Here is a 21,347-nt window from a genome sequence, read left to right on the forward strand (position 1 = left end):
CTTAAGCGGCCTGAGATTTCAGAGCGTTTTTATTCAATAGAGGGTTAAGTACGAGGTAACTGATCGCACCACCAAACACGGCGTTCAAAGGAACGATGCCAGGAAGGAAGTGACCAGCGGCTACGCCTGTTGCTACCGCGATAATGCCAGCCCAGTTAACGGTTTGGAACTCTGCTTTTGGAAAATTTTTGTAACGTTTACGGTTCGCAAAGAAGTCGGCGATTATTACGCCACCAATTGGTGGAATTGCCAGCGAAAGGAAGGTTAACCAACCGACGAAGTTGTTGTACAACCAAAGCGCGAAAATCGTACCTACGATACCGTTAATGATAGACATTGTAGTACTTGAGCGACCAGTGATGTTGGATAAACCAAGACCTGACGCATAAAGTGCGTTTTCATTGGTTGTCCAGATGTTCAAGCCCAGAACGATGATGGCAGGAAGTAGAAGACCTTGTGCGATCATCACGTCTGAAATGTCAGAGAGGCCCGTCGCTGCTGCACCTGCCGCGCCAAAGATAAACATCAGTGAGTTACCGACGAAGAACGCGACCATTGTAATTAACACGGCGCTTGCTGGCTTTTTACCAAAGCGAACGAAATCGGCAGTCAACGTGCCCGCACTCACGAATGAACCGACAACCATTGCAAGCGCCATAGAGAAGTCCATTGGTGTTTCCGGTTCTATGAGTTGGAGCTGTTCTAGCCCGCCAACACTGTCTACCGCAGTCAATACTGAGTAACCACCCAGAATTGCAATCGCAGGAACGGCAACTGCTGAGAGTACCATCAGCGCTTTAATACCGAAGTACACCGTACCTGTCATCAACAAGCCCGATACAACAATCAAGGTGTTGGTATCAATGCCCGTGGCTTTTTGTACCGGAATCGCAAACATGGCAACGCCCACGCCAAACCAACCGACTTGTGTACCACCAAGTAGAGCAGAAGGAAGCCATGAGCCTTTAGTACCGAAAGAGAAACGAGCAAGGAGGTGGGTAGAGAGGCCAGTAGATGAGCCGATGTAGCCAAGAAAAGAAGTGTAAATACCAAGAATTAGGTTACCGATGAGAACGGCGAGGAAGAAATCGTTGAAAGAAAGACCTGTCCCGAGTGAACCGCCTGTCCACATACTTGCAGAGAAGAAAGTGAGTCCAAGCATTACCATGGTGAGTGAAGCAACTCCTTTCCTAGCCGACGTTGGAACCGGCCCAAGACTGTAGTTATTATCCGCAGCCATTTTTTACCTCCGCAATTGATCAAAATTAAAAATAATGGTCGCCGTATTGCAGGCAAACGAGCGCATTATGGTGATATAAATCACATAGTCAATGCTGGTTTTGTCAATAAGTCCGCCATTAAGACAGCTTTGTTAAAAATAGGCATTTAAAACATCAGTTTACTTTTTATATTTATTTTTTAAAAATAATTAGAAAACGTTTTCTATGGTGTAGATGATGAGTCAGGATTGATCTTCACTATGAATGCTAGCGATTATGAGTGTGAATGGGTGTCTGTATATTGGCTGGGCGATAGTTCTTAAATTGCAGGCAAAAAAATGGCCAATCGCAATATTCGCAATTGGCCTATATATATCGTGAACAAGAAAGGTTCACTAACAACGTCAGTTGGCTAGGTGACCCTCGGCTTAAAAAGGGTCGATGTATACATAGCAGATAGCGTGCCAACTTTTAAACCCATGAGTTGGGCTATTTTAGAGCAATTTGGTGCGTATTTGAGGGGTGTTTTTGCATTATGAAAATGCAATTTGCGAATGGTTGATGCTCTGCAACCAATTTTACAGTTTATCAGTAAGGGAATTTGAGTATTTTCAAGTGTGGTAAGTAAGCGATAAAGACAAGAAGCTAGCGTGATACTAAAATCAAGACAGGTACTAAAACTAAGGCAAGCACTAAAACAAAAAGCCCACATGACATCAGTCTATATAGGCTTACGATTGGTTTTAATTTATTGAAGTCGTGTTATATCGAATAGAAGAAGTACAGTTGCGACTTTATTCTGATAATGATTCCACGGATAACATCTAAGAATGCCATAAAGCTGATTGGCTTCTCGCCGCTCACCCATGCCAGTCCAACAGAGCCTACTGGGATATCGTAGCCTTCTGTTTCTTCGATTTTTAGTCTCACGAAGTGGTGTTTGTTTTGAAGGTTCCGTCCGGTTGTGACGCGAACCTGTTCATTAATACCAAGCAAACTGGCTTGTGCTTCACCTGTCGCTTCAACAATACCTTCAACGGTCGCAGAGAAAACTTTCCCTGGATAAACCGGTGTTGCAAATTCAGCAGGCTGGCCCACTTTTACGTTACGAATCGCTTGGTGATTGACTCGCATCAGCACGTATTTCTCTTCGATATACATCTGGATACGCGGCATCATTGAGACTCGTTGTCCTTCACGTAGAATAAAGTTAGTCACAAAGCCATCTGTTGGGGCGGTGACTTTGGTGCTGTTAAGGTCCCATTGCGCTTGGGTTAAGGTTGCCTTTGCAGAGTCGACTTCAGTTTGCTTTTTACTGACGTTCGTTTCTGCTTTGTGAATGTTTAACTTCGCATTCTCGGCATCGACTTCTTTCTTACTCAGTTGAGATTCTAACGTCGTGACATTATGCGTCGCTAAGTCTACTGCCGCTGTCTGTTGATCAATATCTGACTCTGTAATCGTATGTTCAACAACATTGTTCTGACGTTGGTAACGAGAGAGTGTCTTCGATTGAAGGACTAAGTCTGTTTTTGCTGATTCAATTTGTGCGATAGACGCTTTGATGTCTTCAAGCGCAGACTGATGGCTGACCCTTGCGATACTGACTTCTTGGCGAGCGGTATCTAAGGCAACGTGAGCCGATTCAAGTTGAACGCTCGCTTTGTCTCTCGCGATGACATATTTTGTGTCATCAATCTCGTAGATTAGCTCACCTTTCGTCACATCTTGGTTTGGACTGATGTAAACCTTGGTGGTTTTGCCTGTCACCGAAGTTGAGTCTGGACGCAGCTGAATATGCGGAGACTGAACAACCGACCCGCCAGACAGATCCATCGGAGTAAAGTTGACCAATCCAACCCAGACGAACAGTAACCAAGACGTACCCCCTAAGTAAGCAAACGCCTTAGTATCTTTGTTCCACGGCATACCTATTAAGCGCAGCAAATAAATAAAAAGTGCCCATACAGCCAAACCTTCTAACATGCTGGGTTCTCCTTATTATCAACCGATTGGGTGCTGTTTACGTTGCCGATAGTATTCGCATTGTCATTACTCGTACTCTCTGTGCTGGTGTTGCTTGGCGCACGCCATGTATCCCTGAGGTTGATAATGGCTTTTTCCATATCAACAAACGACACGATTACTGCGAGTACCCATACCCAGTGCCATATGAAGCCAATCCACGTTAATGCGGTAATTAAACCGAGCTGGTGATGCTCTTTACTGTGAGCTTTATTGATTGGTAATTCATGAACACGCCAAAAGCCGTAACATGCTGCTGCGATTGTCGCGACCAACACAATGCCAGCTACTACATGCAGTGCAGTATCTGCGCCTGTTCCGACAAATGGGACACTAAGTAAACTCATTGATAAACCCTAGGTTAAATTTGAGCGCCGAGTGTGATGGATATCAGATTTATAGGTTGAAAATTTACTAATTACTTTAATAATGAGTTCTATATGATGCGATCTGTAATTTGAAGCTAGGGGCTTAGTAGCAAATGAACAATTGTAACTTCCTAAGAGCATTAGGAAGTTTAGGTGTATATCAGTATGCAGCGGCCAATCGTGACTTAGATATGGACTCTTTAGGTATTCCCAAGTCAGTATTTGCTAACGCGATGAACCTTATTCCAGTGAATGAAGTGGACCAATGGTATGGCTTACTCGAACAGAAAACCCGCGATCCCGACATTATTTTGAAACTGGCAGATAGGGTGGATATTGAAAAGTTAGGGCCACTTGCTAACTGGTTTTTCTCGGGTCACGATCTCGCGTCAGCGATTCGCCGAGTCAATATCGGGTTGCACTGTTTACAGTCGGGGGCTTTCTTATATGGCGCACAAGTTGGGACACTCATTAAATGGTGTTATGACAACCCTGAGTATTCTGAGGTTGGTAAAGTACACGACTCAGTGCGTATCGCGATTTTTATGATGAAGATCCTAAGGCATTACTTAGGGCCTGACTTCAAACCAGCAGCGGTATCCATCGCTGGGTATCGTGAGAATACAGAACTTTATCACGAGTACTTTGGGTGCAATATCCAATGGGGACAACCACGTACAGAGGTTTGGATTCCAAGCAAACTGAGATTATCCATTAATCAGTCTCCGGCGGCAGGTAAAATGAGCTTGGCGATGAATTTCCACGATTTAGACAATTATCTCAACATGCCAGATGCAGGTGATGAACATAAGGTGACCTATGAGATGATCAACTACAGTCGTCATTTTGGCCTTCCTACGTTATATAAAGTATCCAGCTTATTAGGGCTCTCTGAGCAGCAGTTTCAACGCCGTTTGCACAAATTGGGCGTCAACTTTTCCACCATCATGGGTTATGCACTGAGCAATGTCGCAGTGGAACTGTTGAGCTATAAACTCCCGGTTGAAGAGGTCGCGAAACGTTTAGGCTACACCAATGTGGCAAGCTTTAATCGAATGTTCAAAAAGCATCGTGGCTTAACGCCGAAGCAATATGTTGAGCGATTTTGGACGGATCTATAGTTTGCGCTTTTAGGCCAAGCTTCGTTTCTGCAATAAGCCTGATAAGTAAACCGCTGTCCAAGTACTCAGAATGAATGGTGCGGTAAGGGGAACGAGCTGCAATTTGTGAAAGCCCAAGGTGACGAAGCAGCTTAGTAGTATAGAAAGGATTATGAGCGGCCAAGGGATACGTTGATAAAGCACAAGAGCTAAGGTCGCAAGCACAGCATTGTAACCATACAGGCCTTGTTGGATCAGTTCGTCGGACACTCCGATTAAATAGCTGAAAGCTGTGCTAAAAATCACCGCAAGCACGACCCATAACGCATGCTTGATATTGTTGAACGCAATCGCAGCCAAGATAACTAACCCCGATAACTCGTTGTTGATGAAGCTGACTTGGCTGATGCCTTTTAACAACGTTATCGCCATGCTTGGTAGGCTCAACCAATCATTGAATGCTAAAAACGCTGTCGAATGTAGCGTAGTGTTTGAGGGTGTGAAAAAGGGGAGGTCCAAGCCTAATTGAAGCATGTAGATAGACCAAGAGGTGACAATAAAGGCACTTGTGTAACCGCGATACTTTTTTAAGCTAAACACGATCTTGGCGATGGGTACGGTAATTAGTGAACCGAGAGCGACGATTAAAATAAGCCACGCATTCACATCAAAGAAATTCCCGATAAACAAAGCAATCAGTGCGCCGTTTAACCCATACATACCATTATCAATATCTTGAGACGGCTTATTGGTATACAGGGCAAAACCATAGCTGCAACTCGCACCGAATAAGGTAAGAAAAGCCAGTGGCAGAGACTCAATTGAAATGGCGAGCAATAGCAGAAGAGAAGTCACGACAGATGACGTGAAATAGACTTGCCCAATACCATTGAGCAAGCCTTGAAGTGGGAGAATATCCTTATTCTTCTGCATTTTCTGACTATGTTAAATTTTTGATAAGTCAGATTGTATACAATTTTATCGCGTTGACCATTATAGAATACTAATTCTGATACCAACGTTCACCATAGGCTGCTTGGTAGTCAGGCTTATCGACAAGGCCTTCTTGTTCAGGAACCGTCTCTAGTGGCCCAACAACGGTGCGATAAGGTAATACGCCTGCCCAAACGGGGGTATCCATATCGGCTTTATCATCATTCACACCATGCTTACCAATTTTTACAGACGCTTCGGTTAACGGTATCGCTAATAGCTCGGTCACGGTCAGCTCTTTCTCATTACTGAGCCTGACTTCATCGGTTCTACCTGGTGCGATTTGCTCATCGCCCTTATACAAGCATGCAGGGGCTAGCGGGTAAGCTAGGTTTTGACGACCGAATTATCTATGTTGGCTCACTGAGTAAAGTCATGTTCAACGGCTTACGCTTGGGGTATTTGGTCGTGCCTGAGCATTTAGTGGCGAGGTGCCTCGAGATCAAGGACGCGCTCACCGGAGATACGGCTGCACATACACAAGAAGCGCTGGCTGATTTCGTCCATGAAGGTGACTTGCTACGATATATCAGAAAGATGCGTCGTTCGTACAAACTTAAGTACGAAGCGATGATCGATGCTATTGAAAGTGAGTTTAATGGTGACCTTCAGGTGATAAGCCAAGCGGCGGGACTGCATGTAACCGTCAAATGGGATGGTGGTATTTCTGAAAATGAATGGAGCATAAGAGCTGAGCTCGATAGTATTATTATTCGCCCATTTTCTTTTTACGAATATGGTTCTAGTGTTGAGCGTGATTGGAATGGAGCGTTATTGGGTTTCGGGAATGTTCGTTTGGTAGAAATAAAGCCGAAAATCAAAGAGATCGCTCGGCTTTTTTATCAATAAAGGTATCGGTAGTATTTACAACTAATCGATAGAAACAGCGGGTTTACCAAACCACTTCTGCCAAGGGAGTGACAATGTCACAAAAATCGCTACAGCATATAACATTGACCAACTTAGGCAGATAAACACCACAGTACATATACCTAATGAAATCATTGCGATGTATCGAGAAGCGCCATACAGAAGTCGGCAAGCGGCTAGCATTGCGAGTAGATAAACCAGCACAAAAATACCATTTGCGAGCTTCAAAAATACTTCAAGGTCTAAATCGGAAAGTTCCCTAATGATAGAAGAGATAAGTGCGATAGAGCAGACTATTAGTGTTGGGTAAAGTGGCACCCCATGGGTATTGAGCTGAGCCATTTTACCTTCTGGGCGATGTTGACGAGCCTGAGCCCAGATCATGCGGGACAAGCTTTGTGTGTATAGATTCAGACTAGCGAAACAGGCAAAGAAACCAAGAACACTGATAACAGCTTTAAACCCATTCCCAAACAGTTGTTCAGTTACCCATGGGATTGATGCGGCATCAAATTCCGCAGAGCCATACGCGCCTAGTTTGAGGATAACCACGGAACAAGCCCAATACACCAAGCCAGCAACCAAACAACCAACTACAATAGCAATAGGGAAATCTCGTTGAGGGTCCTTAAATTCTTCTCCCATATGAGCAAAAGCTTCAATCCCGACAAAGCACCAAAACATCACAGCCAGCGCTGTACCAATAGACCACATGGAGTCTAGGGAGAGGCTCGGTATTGCAATATCGGATGCGGTGATTTTAGCTTTCCAAAAAAAAGCGCTGACCAAGACAAAGATTGACAGAGCGATCACAGCTTGTAAGCGCCCCGAAGACTTACTGCCCATAAGGTTAACCACGATAAGTAACATTACGGTAAAAAACTGAGCAACAAGCGGTGTGTTGAGCGGGGCTGGCAATAGCTGTTGAGCAAATCCGCCTGCTAATGCGATCCCCGCAGGTATTGCAACTGGAACAACACTGACAAATAACCAGGCTACGCTGGTTTCTAGTTTGGCGCTAAACGCTTGGCGAACAAAATAGGCGGTACCTCCCGCATTCGGGTAGCGCTTACCTAGCGCGGCGAAAGTAAGAGCAATAGGGCAAATAGCGATAAACAGGATTATCCAAGCAACCAGAGATAATTGACCTGCAATACCTGCCGCGATAGCGGGAATCATAAATAAACCTGTACCAAGTAAAGTGGTTGAAAGCTGTCCGATCCCCGACATCAGTGTGATTTCTTGTTTTAGTTGTGTCATTCGCTCTCCTGCTTTTGATGGTTCTTATCTGGGTAAGAGTGTGAATGAAAGCTTACATTTTCGTAATCAGTAATACAGCTAGCGAAACGTCAGAAGCAGCCGTCATTTTAACGGTATTTGTTGGATTAAGTGTGAAAGTGCCGGCTGTCCTCTGCGACGTCTGTTATAAGTGCCAAAGTTGTGTCAAATTAGAAGTTAGAAATAGAACAATAAATCGGAAGAAGTAAAAGTATGGATAAATTTGATCGCCAAATTTTGGATATCCTAAAAGCCAGCGCTCGCAGCTCAGTGAGCGATATTGCGAGAGAAGTGAGCCTCTCTCGTTCGGCGGTGAATGCAAGAATCAAGAAACTAGAAATCGACAAAGTGATTACGGGTTACTGCGCACTGGTTGCTGAGTCCAACCAAACTAAAAACGTATGTGCTTACATCTTGTTGAAGTTCGACCTGTCGAGTAGTGACCATAGCTTCGAGTCCTACGCGAATCAAATTCATGGTGTTGATGGTGTGCAATGGTGTCACGCCATCAGTGGAGAGACAGACATGATGCTGTACGTCGAAGTCGAGAGTATGGAACGTCTAAATCAAGTTCGCGATCAGCTGCAAAGCTATCCAGATTTGCGCCATCTAGTGACTCATACTGTGTTGACTGAGTTTTTTAACAAACTGAATCCGACGGTATATTCATGTTAGGCAATATCAATTTAAACCTGCTACGCTCGCTGCATGTACTTCTAGAAGAATGTCATGTAAGCCGTGCCGCTCAGCGCTTGCATATTACGCAATCGGCGGTCAGTCGTCAGCTCAGCCAGCTGCGAGACTTGTGTGGCGACCCTCTGTTAGTTCGTGATGGCAATAAGCTGGTTCCGACCAACCGTGCGCTGCAACTTAAAGATAAACTCGATGACTTGTTAAGTGAGTTTGACCATCTATTAGATGATAAGCCGTTCGAACCCAAAGATTGGCAAGGCGAGTTGGTGTTGTCTTCGAGTGACTATGTGGCTCAGTATATCCTGCCTGTGATTGTTGCAAGGGCACGAATGTACTTTGTTAATTTGATGTAAACAAAACCGAAGCTCTGTAATCTTTGTCCCATACCGCTTTATTCATCTTCCTGGGTACTGACAAGTTCCCTTCGGATTTTCTAAACAAGTTCTGAACAAAACGTCTGCAACAAGCCATATTTAGTGCTGAATCTCCAGCATAAATACATTGTTCATCTTCTTTGAAAATAACGTCCAACGCCCAGTGCTGCTGGTTCTCGATGTGCCAGTGTTTTCTGGTCGCTTGTAAGGCTAACTCTAACGACAAGTGATCTGTGCAAATATAATACGATGTTTCATAACTTCCTTTCCCTTTGACACTTCTATCTCTCACCACTGCAACAACACTTTTAACGACAGACCACTTTTCTCTGAGTGCTTCACTGAAGGCTGCTGGGAGAACGTAAACCTCACGAACCTCTTTTCTGCCATGCCCTTTATCTTCGGTGATGTATGACTCTTGTTTATCTTCAGGCAAAGACCAATAGTCTTGGAATTGTGCATCCACTTCTGCAAGCAAACTGGGCTGATTCAGTTTGACTTGCACTAAGAAATCGCCACCTTTATCAACCACTTTATTCAGAGTTTCAACCTGACAATGCAGGGCATCAGCCGTTAATAGACATCCTTTTATATCTAAAGTATCTAACAGGTTTCTTATCGCTGTTAGCTCCGTCCCTTTGCCTTTACAGGGTTGATGTGTGAGGGTCAAACCTTCATCAACATCGAATGCCGAGACCATATAAAGGGGGTTATCTTGTTTGTTTGCTTTAGCACCTTTTAGTACCTTCCCGTCAACACTGATGATAGGTTGAGCATGCCTCTCTCTATGCAAATTAACCCAGCCCACCATAGCTTCTAAGAGTGTTTCAGGAACAATAGTCCTCATAATTGCTGCAATATTATGACGAGTAGGAAGGCCATTTTCGTAGGGGAAATACTCACGTAACCAGTCGATATTTCCTTCACCAAAATCCTTGATATCCGTCCACTTGTTTTGACCACAAAGCATGGCTGTTATGACAACAAAAGCGACTTCTATAACAGGGTAGACTTGGTTGATGTGCGAACGGGTATCTTTCACTTTTTTTAGCTGTTCAATGATAATCATGCGAGTTTCTCATATTTTTTATTTCATGATCTGATCGTGACTATCAGGAAAAGTTCCAATTGAAAATAAAGTTATTTATTTTCAATAACTAAAGTTCGATCCCGCCCTTTGATTGTTGCTGAGGTGTCTGCCGAAGCGCCGAATATCAATTTGGCGTATCGCTTGTGGCAGCCAAACTACCTTGAAGCACTGAATGAGTCAGGTATTCACTTGGCTTCGAGCATTTTCCCTAAGAAACCAGAACATGTTTCTAGCATCAAACTTGGTGAAGATAAGTCGGTGTGTTTGATGCGTATGTCCCATCCATTAGCTCAGCAATCGACTTTGAGTATAGAAGATATCGTCAGCTACTCACACATCAAAGTGACTGGTGGGGGAGACAAAGACAGTTATTCTGATATTGCGTTAAAGAAATTGGGGCATAAGCGTAGAGTTGCTTTACAGGTTCCGTTCTTTTCATCGGCTGGTACTGTGTTAATGCAAGACGATTATCTGATGATCGTTCCTGAACATATCGCTTATAACTTAGGTCGACACCTTGAAACGACCTACTTTTCGTTGCCATTTGAAACGGAGATGCACACCTATTGGTTAATGTGGCATCCGAAGTATGACAACGATTCTGCTCACAAATGGGCGCGAGAAAAGGCATTCCAAGCGATGCAGAAGTCGAGTTACAATATCAGTATGACTTAAAATCATAGGTGTAATGATAATCTTTGATTTTAATTAATGCCAAACGCGGATTATCGTAAGTGTTAATTATTGAGTATTAATTGTGGAGTGTTCAGCTGGAACGCTTGGTTTTACTAGGAATGGAATGATGACAGTAACAATTTGGTTTTCTTTATTAGCTATCTGCTTGTTGGGTGCAATGTCTCCGGGCCGAAGTTTGGCGATGATCGCTAAACACAGTTTGGCTGGTGGCCGTATGAATGGTCTTATCGCGGCTTGGTCACATGCTGCTGGCATCGGTATTTACGCGTTCGCAACCATTGTCGGTTTAGCGGTGTTGCTTGAGCAATCGCCTATGATATTTAAATGCATCAGTTTGGCGGGTGCGGCGTATCTACTTTACCTTGGTGTGAATGCGTTGCGCTCAAAAGGTGGGGTTGCTGCGAAATTGGAAGCAGGTGAACAGATGAGCTATATGCAGTCTGCTCGCGAGGCTTTCTTGATCTCAATCTTGAGCCCAAAGATCGCGCTGTTCTTTATTGCTCTGTTTAGCCAGTTTGTCGCGCTCGGCAATGAGCTGAGCAACAAAGTGATTATTGTCTCGACCCCACTGATTGTTGATGGCCTTTGGTACACCTTTATCACCTTGGTGTTATCTAGCCCTCTCATTGTTGAACGAATCCGTTCAAAAGCGCAGTTGATTGATCGACTTTCAGGTATCGTTTTGATTTTGCTTGCTGTGCGCGTGGTGTGGACCATATAGCGTTAAACAACGGAATCGCAATAAAAAGGTATGTATTAAAAAAGCTCACAGCTAATCGCTAGTGAGCTTTTTAGGTTTTATGAGTTTGTCTGGCTAACCTGCCGAGTTTAACACTGAATCTAGTTTGGCCATTGAGTCGGAAAAGTAAGGGTTATACGTTAGGCGAGCGTGATTTTTACCCTCTTCACGGTATCCCCATGCTGAATACCACACTTCGCTGTTCGCATTACACTTCTCCTCAAAGCCCTTTTCTTGTCCGTTAGAGCAGATTTTTTCACTACCATTGATACCGTAATACGGATTGTTTGGTGAGAATAATAAGCCCATGTGAGAACCGTTCGAGATACGTTGCTCTGGGATTTTCATGCTGTATTGAACGGCGCGAGGTTCATTGAGCTTAGTTTCCCCTTGCCACACCAAAACGTTATTCGGATTTGGCATAGACTCTGTAAACGCCTGCTGAACAAAACTAGTGTCAATTACACTATCGCCTTCACTCATCATAATGAACACTGGCTTGTCGAATTGCTTCTCTCTTAAGTCCTCACGAACGATTTCTGAGGTCTCGTAGTATACCGATGCACCGTTCATTGGCAGTGAGTTATAACGTAGTATGTTGTCTTCAGGATCTTGGTCCGCCCATGTAACAAAGTAGCTTGCTAGCCCTGCATATTGAACCGCAGACGAACTCGGTTGGAACGCAGGAGAGAACAGAAGTAACCCAGAGATCTTAGGGTTGTTTATTGCCTGAGAAGTCACGAGATTCGCGCCTGTTGAATAGCCGCCAAGCCACACAGAATCATACTCTTGCTCTAGCAACTTAGTGTGGTGAGCCACCACGCCTTGCCAGTCTTCCAAGCTTGGCTGCATTAAATCGCCAACACGGCTGCCGTGACCGGGTAGTAATACCGTTCTCACTAGATAACCTTGTTCGGCTAAATGTGTCGCGATGTCTTTGAATGAGTAGGGTGAATCGCCCAATCCATGAACAAATAAAACGGCCTTACCGTTCGGTGTGGCAGGCTGATATTCGGTGGGTGAATTGAGTTGAATCTCTAGCTGCTTGTCTTTGGTCATGAACACACGGTTTTTCAGTAACCAATCTTGAGTGTCGTTCACGTAGGCGTCAAAGCTGTCTTGCTGATATTCAGGCAAGTTAGGAGATGTTTCGTAAGCGGGGACGATGGTCTCGTTGGAGCAACCAACGAGACTTAAAGTCGTTAAAGCGAGTAGCGTTAGAATAGTCTTGCTATGCATTTTTTAATCTTGTCTCTGTCATGTTTTAAGTTGTCTTTAGCAAACAGCTTAGATTACTTATCACTTGTTACTCACTACTTATTTTTGTGACTACTTCTTGCTTGAAAGGTCTTCGTATTCACCTTCAATAACACCAGCATCATTGGTTGATGACTGACGAGTGTTCATATGAGCTGCGAAACCTTGTTTCTTCATTTGATTCTGAATGCGCTTGCCGGTAATTAAAGCTGCAATAGCCAAAGGAATAGCAAGAATCAAACTTGTGAATAGCGCCAAAAGGCCAGTAAACAATGCAACAATCGTAACTAAAATATTTTTCATATTCATTCCTCTCTTTCTATGTTGTTACTTTATCGCTTCTATTCTGAACGAAACATGAACGTCGTTAAATATTCTTCAGGAGTCACTATGACACAGGTGTGTGTGGTTTGCGGGTTTATATGTAGTCATAAATACGCACTAAAACATGGGTTTTAATTAAGTTATTTAAAATCAGAAACTTAAAAGTTGGCACGCTTGATGCGTTATAGGGTTTGGAATAAGTGACTGTAAGCAAAGCACTTACAGCTAATAAAAATTACTGGAGCCCCCTATATGTTCTGTATTCAATGTGAACAAACAATTCAAACACCCACGGTGATAGGCTGTTCTTTCGCACAAGGTATGTGTGGCAAAACTTCGAAAGTATCCGACCTTCAAGATGTGTTGGTGCATTCTCTCCAAGGTGTCTCTTTTTGGGCAAATTTAGGTCGCACTTGCGATGTAATTGATACTGAAATTGATGAGTGGGCGCCAAAAGCGTTTTTTGTAACTCTGACCAACGTTAACTTCGACCCTGCTCGTATCATCGAATTTGCACAGCAATCTCACGAATTTAAACAGCGTTTAGAGCAACAAGTTCGCGCAGCAGCGACTTTGATTGGCTTTGAAATCCCAACGCTTTCTGCAGCAGCGCAGTTCGATCTTCCAACGGATTCTTCAGAGCTATTGGCACTTGCACTACAAGCCGCGGTTAACCGTGGTTACGACTCTCAACACGAAGATGTGATTGGCCTTCGTCTTCTTTGCTTATACGGCCTAAAGGGCGCTGCAGCTTACATGGAACATGCTCGTGTTCTTGGTCAAACTGACAATGCTATTTTCGCTGAATACCATGAAATCATGGCGTTCCTAGGTACTGACCCATCAGACCTAAAACAGTTACTTGATACATCAATGCAAATTGGCTTGATGAACTACAAAGTAATGGAAATGCTAGACAAAGGCGAGACAGATACCTTCGGTCACCCGCAACCAACAAGGGTCAATGTGAAGACTAAGCAAGGTCACTGTATCCTTGTTTCTGGCCACGACTTGCATGATCTAGAAAAGATCCTTCAACAAACCGAAGGCAAGGGTATTAATGTTTACACTAACGGCGAGATGTTACCTGCACACGGTTACCCTGAGCTAAACAAGTACCCACACCTTGCGGGTAACTACGGTAGCGCTTGGCAGAACCAGCAAAAAGAATTCGCTAACTTCCCTGGCGCAATTGTAATGACGTCTAACTGCCTGCTTAACCCTGATGTAGGTTCTTACGCAGACCGTCTATTTACACGTAGTATCGTAGGTTGGCCGGGTGTTGATCATCTTGAAGGCGACGATTTCAGCGCAGTAATTGATTGTGCACTGGAGCAAGAAGGCTTCAAACACGACGAGATCGAGCAAATGATCACTGTTGGCTTCGGTCGCAATGCACTGATGGAAGCCGCTCCAGCGGTTGTTGAGCAAGTGAAAGAAGGCAACATCAAACATTTCTTCCTAGTCGGTGGTTGTGACGGTGACAAATCTGAGCGTAGCTACTACACAGATTTCACCGCTCAAGCGCCAGAAGATTCAGTAATCCTGACATTGGCATGTGGTAAATTCCGTTTCAACAAGAACCAATTTGGTGACATTAATGGTATCCCGCGTCTGCTCGATGTTGGTCAATGTAACGATGCTTACTCGGCTATTCAGCTTGCTATCGCACTGTCTCAAGAGTTTGATTGTGGCATCAACGAACTTCCGCTAACGCTGGTTCTATCTTGGTTCGAGCAAAAAGCGATCGTTATTCTGCTTACGCTGTTCGCTCTAGGTGTGAAGGGTATTTACACAGGCCCTACAGCACCTGCGTTCCTAACTGAAAACCTACTTAAGATTATGCAAGACGAGTTCGATATGCGTTCTATCTCAACGCCAGAGCAAGATCTTAAAACAATCTTAGCGGCTTAATTTAAGCGCAATCCTAAGCCTCTTTGTTGCTGTTCTCTTGGAGTTGGTAATGTCGGGGCTTTTTAGATTTAAATCTTCAGTCATTTAATCAATTAGTCATCAGCAAGGTGTGTGAACTATGTATGCATGGTCGGATAGCGATTCAATCAATTTAGTGTGTTTAAAGAAATGGCATGAGACGCTAGATACGGTCAGCTTTGAGCTTGGCAGTATTCCACAAGACCTATATTTCAATTTTAAGCCAGGCCAGTTCATTACGCTGGGTTTGGACATGCCGACAAAAACCGATTACCGCGCGTACTCTATTGCTTCTTGTCCTGAAGACAACCGCATAAAGCTGACAGTAAAACGTGTGGAAGGTGGCTTGGTGTCTAACTTTATTGTCGATGAACTTGATGAAGGTGATGAGGTTGCTGTTTTAAAGCCGGCAGGTGGCTTTAACTGCATTGATTGCATGCCTACTGCTAGCAAGAAAGTGACGCTTGTCAGTGCGGGTTGTGGGATCAAACCGGTCATGGCGATGGTGAAATATTGGTTGTCTCAAGATAGCGAGATGGAAATAGATTTTGTTCATATGGCACGTAATAAGCTCGAGACTACCTACTTTCAAGAACTTCATCAGCTCGACGAAACACATGCCAATTTCAACTTAAAACTGTTGCTGAAAGATAACGAAGGAACAACCGCGCCTCAAGGTCGATTGGATAAGAATTGGTTGGTGAAACTGAGCCCTGACATCTTAGACAGAACCGTTTATCTTTGTGGCCCGGTTGGGTTCATGCAAGATATAGAAAGTTACCTAAAAGAACTAGAGTTCAACATGGATAACTTCTATCAAGAGAACTTCACCCCTGCTGCTAAAGACACGCAGCAAGCCGTAGAGGCGGACGTGAACAATTTTGAAGCGAATGATGGTGGTTCTGTAAAAGTCTTCGTGCCAGCATTTGGTAAAGAAGTGGAAGCCGACGCGGGAACGCCACTGGCAGATTCATTAGAAAATGCAGGCGTTCCAATTATCATTGCTTGTCGTAGCGGTATTTGTGGTTCGTGTAAATGCAAAGTAACCAAAGGTTCGGTGGAATCAAGCAGTCAAGAGACACTGACAGCCGAAGAAATAGAGCAGGGATACGTGTTGGCGTGCTCAAGTACGATTCAGTCAGATGTTGAAGTTGAATTGTAGCCATCTTATACAGGCAAGAATGAAGTACGTGAGAACGGAGCTTTGTTCGTTTGGAAGACACAGTGTTTAGAAGACATAGCGTGTAGCAGATATAAAAAGGCCACTTAGATCGTTAGAGAGAGCAAATCTAAGTGGCAACCCTATTGTTTATACGGGGTAGTAAAACAAAAGGGGGTTGCGAAGCCCGTAATAGACTTCGCAGATATAGTTATTATGTTGTGGAGCTGGTTGCGCTGAATTCGTTACAATATCGAAGTCGTTTACACTTCAGGGTATGTCTTATAACGAACGCCCATCATCTGCTCCATACAGTGAACAACTTGGCAGCTGTAGCCAAATTCGTTGTCGTACCAAATGTAGAGAACAGCGCGGTTGTCTTGCGCGATAGTTGCAACACCGTCAACCACACCTGGGTGACGAGAACCCACTAAGTCTGTAGATACAATCTCAGTTGAGTCGGTGTAATCAATCTGTGCAGATAAAGTTGAAGATAGCGCCATTTCACGCAGGTATTCGTTCAACTCTTCTTTGTTTGTGCCTTTTTCAAGGTTTAGGTTTGCTACCGCCATTGAAACGTTTGGCGTCGGTACGCGAATCGCATTACCTGTTAACTTACCTTCCATTTCTGGCATCGCTTTTGATACTGCTTTTGCAGCACCTGTTGATGTCAGTACCATGTTCAATGAAGCAGCACGACCACGACGATCACCTGAGTGGAAGTTGTCGATCAGGTTTTGGTCATTGGTAAATGAATGAACCGTTTCGATGTGACCCGATAGGACACCAAATTTGTCGTGAACCGCTTTCAGTACTGGCGTGATCGCGTTGGTTGTACAGCTTGCAGCAGAGATGATAGTGTCTTCTGGTTGAATGTCATTTTGGTTTACACCAAATACGACGTTCTTGATCTCACCTTTGCCTGGCGCAGTCAGTAGAACCTTCTTCGCACCATTACACGCAACGTGTTGGCTTAGGCCTTCAGCGTCACGCCACACACCTGTATTATCAACGACAAGTGCATTCTCGATACCGTAAGCGGTGTAATCCACTTCTGCTGGCTTGTTTGCGTAGATAACTTGGATGAAGTTACCGTTAACGATGATCGCTTTACGTTCTTGGTCTACAACGATGCTGCCGTTGAATTGGCCATGAACAGAGTCACGACGTAGCAAGCTTGCACGTTTTTCTAAGTCACCATCTTTACCGCCACGAACAACAATTGCACGTAAACGTAGTGGGTAACCTGGGCCACTTTTTTCGATCAATAGACGAGTCAGCAAGCGGCCAATACGACCAAAACCGTATAAGACAACATCGCGAGGTTCTGTCATCGCATCGCCTTCAAGCGATTCTAAAAGTGCAGTTTGTAGGAAATCATCCAACCCGTGTGTGTCTTCGCGATCTTGCCAGAATGTATGAGCAAGGCGACCAACATCGATACGACATGGAGACAAGTCCATAGAGAGAAGGTGTTGAATGATTGGTTGAGTCTGTTCTGCTGTAAGCGGAGAACCTGTGTAACGTTTTGCGATGCGGTGAGCTTTGATGATGTCGATAGTTGTCGCGTTAACCAGTGTTTTACCGAACAGGATAACTTCAACGCCTTTTTGGCGGTACAACTGACCTAAAGTAGGAGCGATTGATTCAGCAATAGTTTGACTAGTTTGCCAGTCTAGGAGGTGCTTTTCGGGACTCATCTTTACTCGGGACCTTTCACGTTAATTTCTGCAATCATAGCGAGTGTAGGGTAGCCATGAGTGCATGGGGGAGTTGAGCTATCTAAGCTTTTGTGGTCTTTAACGCCACTTAAAATGCGCTTGATATGCCTTGTGTAACTTATAATTTTGTGTGACAGGATTGTAAGGTACGACGGGTTATTCTGCTAGGAAAAATAAATGCAGATAAAATATCTGAAACTTGGCTTTATATTAGTCATAAATCAAGCTTTTAGTGTCAATAAAGGCTATTGACTTTAACAATCTGTAGTGCTTAATTTTCGCCAAAAAATACTGAACTCAAAATATGATATGTAATAAAGGTTATAGTGTCATTAAAGATGTGATCAATGAAGCAAGTTACACGTAAATGGTAAACAACAGATAAGCAAATCGACCGTTTTTCTGTTCGACCTTGGCACAAGTTAAGATAGAGTGCGAAAAGTGCGTGACGCAAACAATTAGATCTCACAAATTTCACCTAATTGTCGACTTTATTAATGTCTAGAGTCGTTACTCGCTGCCTTGTAGGACCGATAAGCTTTCTTTTTCACTTGTTATGCGAGTGATAATAACTCGTCAATATTGTTTCACTTCACTTGTTTGTACCTCTCTTGAGTACACCTCACCGACTCAAATACATACCTCCCACACTTAAAGCACCGAAAGTGATGCCAGTTAATATAAATGTCTATTCTGGGCTCAGAGTATTGTCAGTTCATATCCAATTTGATCAATAACCTCTGTTAATGTCCTATCCTTAACGTGGGCTAGGTAAAATTACTTTCAGGAAGGGAGTCATTACAAAAATGATAAACATGCCAATTAGATGGCGTCTTATTTTTCTTTCCTCGGTTTCTGTAATCATTATGTTTGGTTTTGCAGTCAATGAAGTGCTAAAGAACGATAAGAAGATGAACTACCTTGAAACAACACGTATAAAGTTTGAAGCGATTCAATCTTTCAATACTATTTCAAGAAATGCCTATCGATGGTTGGTTCTGTCTAATGACTCTCCTGAAAAAGGTCAGCTGCTTTTAAAGTTGCAATCAGAACTGGATAGGCTCACTCAGTATGAGATAAGACTTCAACAGTTCGATACTAACTGGAGTGTAGAACCACAGTTAGTCGAACTTAAAAAAGTTTTGATGAGCCTTGCTCAAACGACAGAAAGTACCGACAACACACAGCTCACAGAACGTGCCTTCGATTTGTTAAAAGCCGTGTTGATGGAGCTGTCTGAATATCAAATGATCTTAGTGGATGAAGATATCGGCGAAGCTGATGCGATGTTTGTCCATCTTACTAATTACGTGTTCTGGACTCAGAGGGAAGCATGGCTAAGCTACAGCCTGTATCGCTCCCCTGAATTGAAGAATCAGTATCTACTGAGCTATGTTGGTGCTTTGGAAAGGCAGCAACAGTTGTTGGATTCGTTTTTTCGATCGGGCAGTCGCTCTACAGAGATTAGAACACTGCTAAACGCTTTCTCCAAAGATGAACTTCAAGACAGCTTCACATCTCGAATCCTCAAAGGGGACTTCTCGTCACCCGAAATCTATGAATATTTGAAAGGCTTAGAACTAAAAAAACGAGCTATTTCACAAGCGATTGGTGCTTATACCAAGCAATTACAATCTGATCTGACAAAGAACATCGCCTCACAAAAACGCCAAATCTTGATCATAACATTATTGATTCTGGTCGCTTCAGGCGCTCTTTTATGGCTCGGTATCGCTACCTCTCTGCGTTTAAATCGAAACCTATCAACGATCCTAAAAGGGGTGTCTGGATGCGCAGATAGTTATGGCAAGCCCAAGGTGATTCACATTCAAGGGAACGATGAGCTTGCTGAATTCACTGATACTTTAAATAGAGTGATGGAACGTAATTATCATCACAACAAAGAGTTAATAAAAGCCAAAGAAGACGCAATTTCGGCCAATAAAGCCAAAAGTGCCTTTCTAGCGAACATGTCCCATGAAATACGTACTCCGCTCAATGGGATTATCGGTATGGCCGAGGTTTTATCTCAGAGCCAACTGAGTGCTAATCAACAAGAAGTCTTGCGCGATATAGAGTCGTCATCCCATTCCTTGCTGGTTCTGCTGAATGACATTCTCGACCTTTCTAAAATAGAGTCGGGTAATTTGATGCTGTCGCCACATAATGCCGATCTTCGAGAAGCTGTTTATGACTCGGTGAGTGTGATTTTGTCGAAAGCGATGAGCAAAGATATCGAACTCGATATTAATATTGACCCACAAACTCCGCCACAGCTCTTCTTTGATGAATATCGTGTTAGGCAGGTGCTCACCAACTTGTTATCGAATGCGATTAAGTTTACGTCTAAAGGCTCAATCACCACTGATATTGCTTATACGCCTATGTCGCTAGGTCGAGGAAAGCTTGATTGCAGTGTGACTGACACCGGTATCGGTATTGAACCCGAGAAACTAGAATCGATCTTCGAACCTTTCACACAAGAAGATGGCAGTATTACTCGACAGTTTGGAGGTACAGGTTTAGGACTCGCTATCTGTCGCCAGCTTGTTGATTTGATGGGGGGATATATCAGCGCGCAATCGGTGAAAGGCGAGAGCTCCACGTTCTCGTTTTGTTTGTACGTCGACATTATAGAAAGCCATGTTCAAACTTTTGAGAACCTAAGCCATGCAACGATAGTCTCAAATTCTTTCAGCTATTTAGATCAGTTAGTCAAAGAGTGTGAGCGTTTTAGCATTCGAGCGCAGGTGGTTCCATCGTTCTCAGAGTTAGATGCGAGTATCACTGAGAGTGATTTAATACTTTATTGCCACACGTTACATCACTCTATGGATAAAGATCTTGCTGCGCTCAAGGAGCTCTATCCTCTTTCTCGTGTGATCGTATGCCAACATCATCTATTTAAAGCGAACTTGATCACGGAGCCTGTTCATTCCACGCACACTTTCCCCTTCTTAGGTAAACGATTTTTAAATAGCCTATTGTCGCTCGACATTGGTGAAGAAGAGGTTGAGCAACTGGAGTCTGAAACGGAAGAGGTTCGGTCGTTGAATCGACGTATATTGATTGTCGAAGATAACTTGATGAACCAAAAGATAGCGAGCTTCTTTCTTGAGAAAGCGGGTTATGAATATCTGATTGCCAGCAATGGCCAAGAAGCGGTCGATGTGATCACTCAAGGCGCTCAGTTTGATGCGATTCTAATGGACTGTATGATGCCTGTAATGGATGGCATTACCGCCACTAGAGCCATCCGAGATTGGGAAACAGAGCAGGGCGTTACGCCGTTACCGATCATTGCACTGACGGCCAGCGTGTTGGACGAGGACATTAAAGGTTGCTTTGAAGCGGGTATGAATGCTTACTTGCCTAAACCTTATAAATCCGACCAACTGTATGATATTTTCAGTAGCTTAGATATCGTATAAGCCAACTTACACCTCTTTGATGAAGTCGTTGAGCGTGCTTCAATGCTCCGAGGTGCGTGGAATTTGATGTGTACTGT

General features: G+C 43.7%; 15 protein-coding genes and 4 pseudogenes. 9 read left to right on the top strand and 10 right to left on the bottom strand.

The genetic code is table 11. The features are described from left to right. Position 1: 1 nt before the first annotated feature. The 3 genes from codB to ACMAZD_RS21380 form a co-directional block, all read right to left on the bottom strand. The gene (codB, locus tag ACMAZD_RS21370; protein ID WP_435250516.1) at positions 2 to 1,240 is read right to left on the bottom strand and encodes a cytosine permease; all 1,239 of its coding nucleotides are present in this window, start codon (positions 1,238 to 1,240) and stop codon (positions 2 to 4) included. Between the two features lie 742 nt (positions 1,241 to 1,982). Then, positions 1,983 to 3,206: an HlyD family secretion protein gene (locus tag ACMAZD_RS21375; RefSeq protein WP_435250517.1), complete on the bottom strand. Its 1,224-nt coding sequence runs from the start codon at positions 3,204 to 3,206 to the stop codon at positions 1,983 to 1,985. Then, on the bottom strand, positions 3,200 to 3,592 hold the full coding sequence (locus ACMAZD_RS21380; protein WP_435250518.1) for an MFS transporter: 393 nt from the start codon (positions 3,590 to 3,592) through the stop codon (positions 3,200 to 3,202). The genes ACMAZD_RS21375 and ACMAZD_RS21380 overlap by 7 nt, the downstream gene beginning before the upstream one ends. Before the next feature lie 134 nt (positions 3,593 to 3,726). Between ACMAZD_RS21380 and ACMAZD_RS21385 the strand changes: the two genes are divergently transcribed. Next, a complete protein-coding gene (locus ACMAZD_RS21385; RefSeq protein ID WP_435250519.1) occupies positions 3,727 to 4,734 on the top strand; it encodes an AraC family transcriptional regulator ligand-binding domain-containing protein in 1,008 nt (335 codons plus the stop codon). Between the two features lie 9 nt (positions 4,735 to 4,743). Here the strand turns inward: ACMAZD_RS21385 and ACMAZD_RS21390 are convergent, their stop codons facing one another. Both ACMAZD_RS21390 and ACMAZD_RS21395 read right to left on the bottom strand, forming a co-directional pair. After that, on the bottom strand, positions 4,744 to 5,646 hold the full coding sequence (locus ACMAZD_RS21390) for an urea transporter (protein WP_435250520.1): 903 nt from the start codon (positions 5,644 to 5,646) through the stop codon (positions 4,744 to 4,746). A gap of 70 nt (positions 5,647 to 5,716) precedes the next feature. Continuing rightward, positions 5,717 to 5,995 (bottom strand): annotated as a pseudogene (locus ACMAZD_RS21395) (pyridoxamine 5'-phosphate oxidase family protein); the annotation flags it as partial. Here ACMAZD_RS21395 and ACMAZD_RS21400 point away from each other — a divergent pair. After that, a pseudogene (locus ACMAZD_RS21400) lies at positions 5,986 to 6,555 on the top strand (aminotransferase class I/II-fold pyridoxal phosphate-dependent enzyme); the annotation flags it as partial. The pseudogenes ACMAZD_RS21395 and ACMAZD_RS21400 overlap by 10 nt on opposite strands. A 21-nt stretch (positions 6,556 to 6,576) precedes the next feature. Here the strand turns inward: ACMAZD_RS21400 and yjeH are convergent. Further along, complete coding sequence (yjeH, locus tag ACMAZD_RS21405; protein WP_435250521.1) at positions 6,577 to 7,836, bottom strand: L-methionine/branched-chain amino acid transporter; 1,260 nt, start codon at positions 7,834 to 7,836, stop codon at positions 6,577 to 6,579. 231 nt (positions 7,837 to 8,067) lie between these two features. Between yjeH and ACMAZD_RS21410 the strand changes: the two genes are divergently transcribed. Together ACMAZD_RS21410 and ACMAZD_RS21415 are read left to right on the top strand one after the other, a co-directional pair. Further along, positions 8,068 to 8,529 carry an Lrp/AsnC family transcriptional regulator gene (locus ACMAZD_RS21410; protein WP_435250522.1) on the top strand — a complete coding sequence of 154 codons (462 nt, stop codon included), beginning with the start codon at positions 8,068 to 8,070 and terminating at the stop codon, positions 8,527 to 8,529. Next, positions 8,523 to 8,867 (top strand): annotated as a pseudogene (locus ACMAZD_RS21415) (LysR family transcriptional regulator); the annotation flags it as partial. The gene ACMAZD_RS21410 and the pseudogene ACMAZD_RS21415, both read left to right, overlap by 7 nt. Before the next feature lie 19 nt (positions 8,868 to 8,886). Here ACMAZD_RS21415 and ACMAZD_RS21420 read toward each other — a convergent pair. Beyond that, positions 8,887 to 9,990: an ISAs1 family transposase gene (locus tag ACMAZD_RS21420; RefSeq protein WP_435247125.1), complete on the bottom strand. Its 1,104-nt coding sequence runs from the start codon at positions 9,988 to 9,990 to the stop codon at positions 8,887 to 8,889. A gap of 105 nt (positions 9,991 to 10,095) precedes the next feature. Here ACMAZD_RS21420 and ACMAZD_RS21425 point away from each other — a divergent pair. Both ACMAZD_RS21425 and ACMAZD_RS21430 read left to right on the top strand, forming a co-directional pair. Then, positions 10,096 to 10,686: pseudogene (locus tag ACMAZD_RS21425) on the top strand (LysR substrate-binding domain-containing protein); the annotation flags it as partial. Between the two features lie 127 nt (positions 10,687 to 10,813). After that, positions 10,814 to 11,428: a LysE family translocator gene (locus tag ACMAZD_RS21430; protein ID WP_435250527.1), complete on the top strand. Its 615-nt coding sequence runs from the start codon at positions 10,814 to 10,816 to the stop codon at positions 11,426 to 11,428. A gap of 93 nt (positions 11,429 to 11,521) precedes the next feature. Here ACMAZD_RS21430 and ACMAZD_RS21435 read toward each other — a convergent pair whose 3' ends face one another. Continuing rightward, a complete protein-coding gene (locus tag ACMAZD_RS21435; RefSeq protein ID WP_435250523.1) occupies positions 11,522 to 12,685 on the bottom strand; it encodes an alpha/beta hydrolase in 1,164 nt (387 codons plus the stop codon). 90 nt (positions 12,686 to 12,775) lie between these two features. Next, a complete protein-coding gene (locus ACMAZD_RS21440; protein WP_017061777.1) occupies positions 12,776 to 13,006 on the bottom strand; it encodes a hypothetical protein in 231 nt (76 codons plus the stop codon). 273 nt (positions 13,007 to 13,279) lie between these two features. Here ACMAZD_RS21440 and hcp point away from each other — a divergent pair, with 273 nt between their 5' ends. Both hcp and ACMAZD_RS21450 read left to right on the top strand, forming a co-directional pair. Beyond that, a complete protein-coding gene (gene hcp / locus ACMAZD_RS21445) occupies positions 13,280 to 14,941 on the top strand; it encodes a hydroxylamine reductase (protein WP_435250524.1) in 1,662 nt (553 codons plus the stop codon). 118 nt (positions 14,942 to 15,059) lie between these two features. Next, positions 15,060 to 16,121: a 2Fe-2S iron-sulfur cluster-binding protein gene (locus tag ACMAZD_RS21450; protein ID WP_435250525.1), complete on the top strand. Its 1,062-nt coding sequence runs from the start codon at positions 15,060 to 15,062 to the stop codon at positions 16,119 to 16,121. 260 nt (positions 16,122 to 16,381) lie between these two features. Here the strand turns inward: ACMAZD_RS21450 and ACMAZD_RS21455 are convergent, their stop codons facing one another. Beyond that, positions 16,382 to 17,818 (bottom strand): glyceraldehyde-3-phosphate dehydrogenase, encoded by a 1,437-nt coding sequence (locus ACMAZD_RS21455; protein WP_102300378.1) that lies wholly within the window; start codon positions 17,816 to 17,818, stop codon positions 16,382 to 16,384. An 887-nt stretch (positions 17,819 to 18,705) separates the two neighbouring features. On the opposite strand from ACMAZD_RS21455, the gene ACMAZD_RS21460 reads away from it, so the two are divergent. Then, positions 18,706 to 21,270: an ATP-binding protein gene (locus ACMAZD_RS21460; RefSeq protein WP_435250528.1), complete on the top strand. Its 2,565-nt coding sequence runs from the start codon at positions 18,706 to 18,708 to the stop codon at positions 21,268 to 21,270. The last annotated feature ends 77 nt before the right edge of the window (positions 21,271 to 21,347 follow it).

This window comes from Vibrio sp. nBUS_14 (genome assembly GCF_051201655.1).
Classification (GTDB): Bacteria; Pseudomonadota; Gammaproteobacteria; order Enterobacterales; family Vibrionaceae; genus Vibrio.